5 protein-coding genes and 1 pseudogene are annotated in these 3,244 nt (G+C 63.8%); 3 read left to right on the forward strand and 3 right to left on the reverse strand.

What is annotated here, in order from left to right; genetic code table 11:
- Positions 1-417 precede the first annotated feature (417 nt).
- From BJQ90_RS18820 to BJQ90_RS18830, 3 genes and pseudogenes are all read left to right on the forward strand, one after another.
- Complete coding sequence (locus BJQ90_RS18820; RefSeq protein WP_226761729.1) at positions 418-831, forward strand: phosphotransferase; 414 nt, start codon at positions 418-420, stop codon at positions 829-831.
- A gap of 163 nt (positions 832-994) precedes the next feature.
- A complete protein-coding gene (locus BJQ90_RS18825; RefSeq protein ID WP_091256599.1) occupies positions 995-1,198 on the forward strand; it encodes a cold-shock protein in 204 nt (67 codons plus the stop codon).
- A 233-nt stretch (positions 1,199-1,431) separates the two neighbouring features.
- Positions 1,432-1,609 (forward strand): annotated as a pseudogene (locus tag BJQ90_RS18830) (VOC family protein); the annotation flags it as partial.
- A gap of 101 nt (positions 1,610-1,710) precedes the next feature.
- Here BJQ90_RS18830 and BJQ90_RS18835 read toward each other — a convergent pair.
- The 3 genes from BJQ90_RS18835 to BJQ90_RS18840 are packed head-to-tail and all read right to left on the reverse strand — an operon-like array spanning position 1,711 to position 3,029.
- The gene (locus BJQ90_RS18835) at positions 1,711-2,238 is read right to left on the reverse strand and encodes a hypothetical protein (RefSeq protein ID WP_226761730.1); all 528 of its coding nucleotides are present in this window, start codon (positions 2,236-2,238) and stop codon (positions 1,711-1,713) included.
- A gap of 13 nt (positions 2,239-2,251) precedes the next feature.
- A complete protein-coding gene (locus BJQ90_RS22590) occupies positions 2,252-2,377 on the reverse strand; it encodes a hypothetical protein (protein WP_264197425.1) in 126 nt (41 codons plus the stop codon).
- Positions 2,349-3,029, reverse strand: coding sequence for a GntR family transcriptional regulator (locus tag BJQ90_RS18840; RefSeq protein WP_264197426.1), 681 nt, complete (start codon positions 3,027-3,029; stop codon positions 2,349-2,351). Before BJQ90_RS18840 ends, BJQ90_RS22590 begins: the two co-directional genes overlap by 29 nt.
- Between the last annotated feature and the right edge of the window lie 215 nt (positions 3,030-3,244).

The following is a 3,244-nucleotide window of genomic DNA, read 5'->3' on the forward strand; positions in this document are numbered from 1 at the left end:
GGTGCCCGCGTGGGGATCTCCGGTGTGGCGGACGGTGTAGATGTGCCAGCCGCCGGGGCGAAGTACGCGGCGGACCTCGGTGGCGAGGGTGGTGGATTCATTCTGCTGGAGAAGTTGGAACACTCGTACCCGGCAGTCGAATCCTTTGGCAACTAGTTTGCTGCAGACCCATCAGTCATAAACGAGGAGCGCTTTCGGGCGGCCGAACGCAGGTGGAGTGATGCCCGTGTTGTGTTCGCGAACTATTTCAGAAGAGCACAGTCGAGGGGATACACCCAGATGGTCCTGCGTGAAGAGCGCCAACAAATTCGGCGTGACCTCACACGTCACCTTTTCAAAGCAGTAAAACGCCTGTGCCTCAACGCGCGGGCGAGAAAGGCGGCCAGGTAGCGAGCCTGACCGCCCCGGAACCTGCCCTTGCCTTGGGTAACGTGGGCCTACAGGTCTTTCGCCCGTCTCGAGGACCTGCCGGAAGCCGCGGCGATCGGAGTGCGGAACCGGTACGACGCCGCCCTGGAAGCCCACTTCGAAACCGCAACGGCATGGTCGGTCGGTCACGGGGCCGCGCACGCCGGCAACGTCATCAACACCGGGGACCGAGCGGTCCTCTTTGACCTGGACACTGCCTGCTGGGCCCCTTCGGTCTGGGACCTGACGCATCTGCTGCACCGCGCCGGGACCGGCGCCAACACCGGCTACACGGCCGCCGAACTCGCCGGCCTGTTCCCGTTCACGCAGACGGAAGTGGGCGCAGCCATGGAGTTGAGGCGCGTCGCGTCCCTGATCGCCCGGGCACACCGGGACCGCGGACGGCTGCCGGCGGCGGCGTAGCCTTCTACTTCAGTCCCAGCCCCTGCCCCTCGGTCCGTGCGGCGCAAGGGCCGGGCGCCTCTCTTGCCCGAGACTGTGCCGAACACATAGGCTCGAACCTGTGAGTGGCTGGGATGGCAATCCGACAAGCGGAACCGACCAGCGACCCGTGAAGGAAATCAGCATGGCTACAGGTACTGTCAAGTGGTTCAATGCCGAAAAGGGCTTCGGATTCATCGCCCCCGACGACGGAAGCGCTGACGTGTTCGCACACTATTCGGCAATCGCCTCCAGCGGTTACAAGTCCCTGGACGAGAACCAGAAGGTTCAGTTCGACATCACCCAGGGTCCCAAGGGGCCCCAGGCGGAGAACATCCAGCCGCTCTAAAGCTTTACCGAGAGACTGGTCAGCCGATCCGGCCGGCCAGTCTCTCGGTGTGTCGGGACCCTTCCGGGTCAGGGGCCCTTACGGCCACCCTTCGCGTTTGAACAGGATCCGTGGAGCCGGCTCCAGCGCACTTTCCTTACGTCGGCAACGGCTGTCGGTGGCGTCGTCTTCACGTGCCGGCGGCGTGACCGGCACACCATGCCTGTCGGAATCTGGCATCGTCCCCCTCAAGCTTGCACTGCGTCGCGTTCTCGGTCGACGGGATGGACAACGCCTCGGAGATAGCCGCGAGGCGCGGCTGCCTTCCAGCTTTGGGGCGTGGCGACCTATAAGGACGTCTACAAGCTCACCTACGTCCGCGGTCCCAGCGGCATCATCGTAATGCCCGCCGAGGAACTCAAGATAAGTTGAGGGCCGGATCGGCGCAGTTCAGCCCGTCGCTAGCAGCATCCCCGGGCGCACAAGAGGACCCCCAGAAGATCCCGGGCTCCTTTTGCGTGTCCCTGGGCCGGTCAGAGGTTGCTTTGCCGCATAGCGACAAACGGCGGCAAAGACTTCCCCGCAGACGGAGCGTTAGACAGGACGATCGTGGTCGCGGGCGGTGCCTTCCAGAACTGCACCAGATGCCGTTCCTTCGACTCTTCCACGACGATGTCGTAATCCAAGTCCCTGCCTACGGCGTGAAGCCGGGCCCGATAGCTGCCCGCCTCCGCCGCTGACATAAACCCGACTTCGCGCGTATCCGCACCAGTGGGCTGATTGAAGTACGCCTTGCCCTCCGGGATGACCAGGGACACGTCCGCAACGTCTTCCCATCCGGGGGCGACCGTGTCCGGCTCGCGATCAAGGACCTCGATCGTCAGGTGGATGGGTCCGCCGTAGATTCCGGTGAAGACCAAAGGCACCCTGAGGGTTGGTGGTGTCCTGCCGCTTTGTGCCGCTTTGAGCGCCTCGATGGGATCTTTAGGTTGAGGCGGTTCGACGACCAGGTCGACAAGGTGGCTCCACGCGTTGATGTCGAAGTCCCCTGATTCGATCACAGGCCTTGCCCTTTCAGGCGATGTGCACGTAGAACGGGTCCGCGTCGATGACCCGCCTCAGGGCGTAGAGGACAGAGTAGCAGTGTCGGGGCGTCACGCCGTCGGCCCGCTCAAGGAGTACCTGCGGCCTTTTCCGCATGACGTCGAGTGGAGGTCCAAGCGGACTGGACATGGGCGCGCATTATTGATTCGGCCCATGCCGGGTCGTTTGCTCGGAGTGCATCGATCATTTCGTGGTGGTGTGCCAGGCTGCGACGAAGCTCCTGGGGGCTGTAGCGGGAGAAGGTCCGCCACACTAGAGGGACGTCCACCATGGAACTTACTAGGGACTGGACACGCCGACTGCCGGACGCCGCCAAAATGGTGCTGTGGAAGCGGTTGTTGAGGTCGGTTAGGGCCTCGAAGTCAGGATTTGGTGTGTCGACTGTGGCGTCCATCCTGTCGGCCAGGTCCTGGAGCGCAGAAAGGTCCGCCTGTCCACGAGCGGCAGCCTGTGCGCAGGCCCACGGCTCCAATAAGGAGCGGAGGCCGAAGACCTCCTGCAGGTCTTCGATGGTCCAGTTGTGGACTTGGACGCCACGGTTGGGCTCGTGCGTTACCAAGCCCTCGGTTGCGAGTCTCCGGAGCGCCTCCCGGACGGGGGTCCGGGAGACACCGAGAACGGCGGCCAGTTCGTCCTCCCGGAGCCACTCGCCGCCGGGTCGTTCGCCGGAGAGAATTTGTAGCCGGATGGACTGGTATGCAATGTCGGCCGCGGGTCCGAGGTCGGGGCCGGCCCCTTGGGCGGTCATCTTGCCGCCGCGATGAGGGACTGGGCTTGTCGAGTGAGCATCCATTGATTCTATGCAATCTGGTTTCGCGCGGTCATTCACCCCGGCTGCGTCTGTGGTTGCCGCGGTCGCCGTCGTCGATATCGAGTCAAGGCGGAGTTAGCCCGGATTTTTCATCGGATGGCGGTCGGGGCGCCGGGCCTGGTTTTTGCCGTCCCGGCGGGCTGAATCGGATT

Source organism: Arthrobacter sp. SO3 (assembly GCF_020532825.1).
Taxonomy (GTDB): domain Bacteria; phylum Actinomycetota; class Actinomycetes; order Actinomycetales; family Micrococcaceae; genus Arthrobacter.

What these genes read in the sequence shown, in the direction of transcription:
- BJQ90_RS18840 (WP_264197426.1), bottom strand. Translation starts at nt 3,029, where the DNA reads ATGACCGCCCAAGGGGCCGGCCCCGACCTCGGACCCGCGGCCGACATT.
- BJQ90_RS22590 (WP_264197425.1), bottom strand. Translation starts at nt 2,377, where the DNA reads ATGCGGAAAAGGCCGCAGGTACTCCTTGAGCGGGCCGACGGCGTGACG.
- BJQ90_RS18825 (WP_091256599.1), top strand. Translation starts at nt 995, where the DNA reads ATGGCTACAGGTACTGTCAAGTGGTTCAATGCCGAAAAGGGCTTCGGA.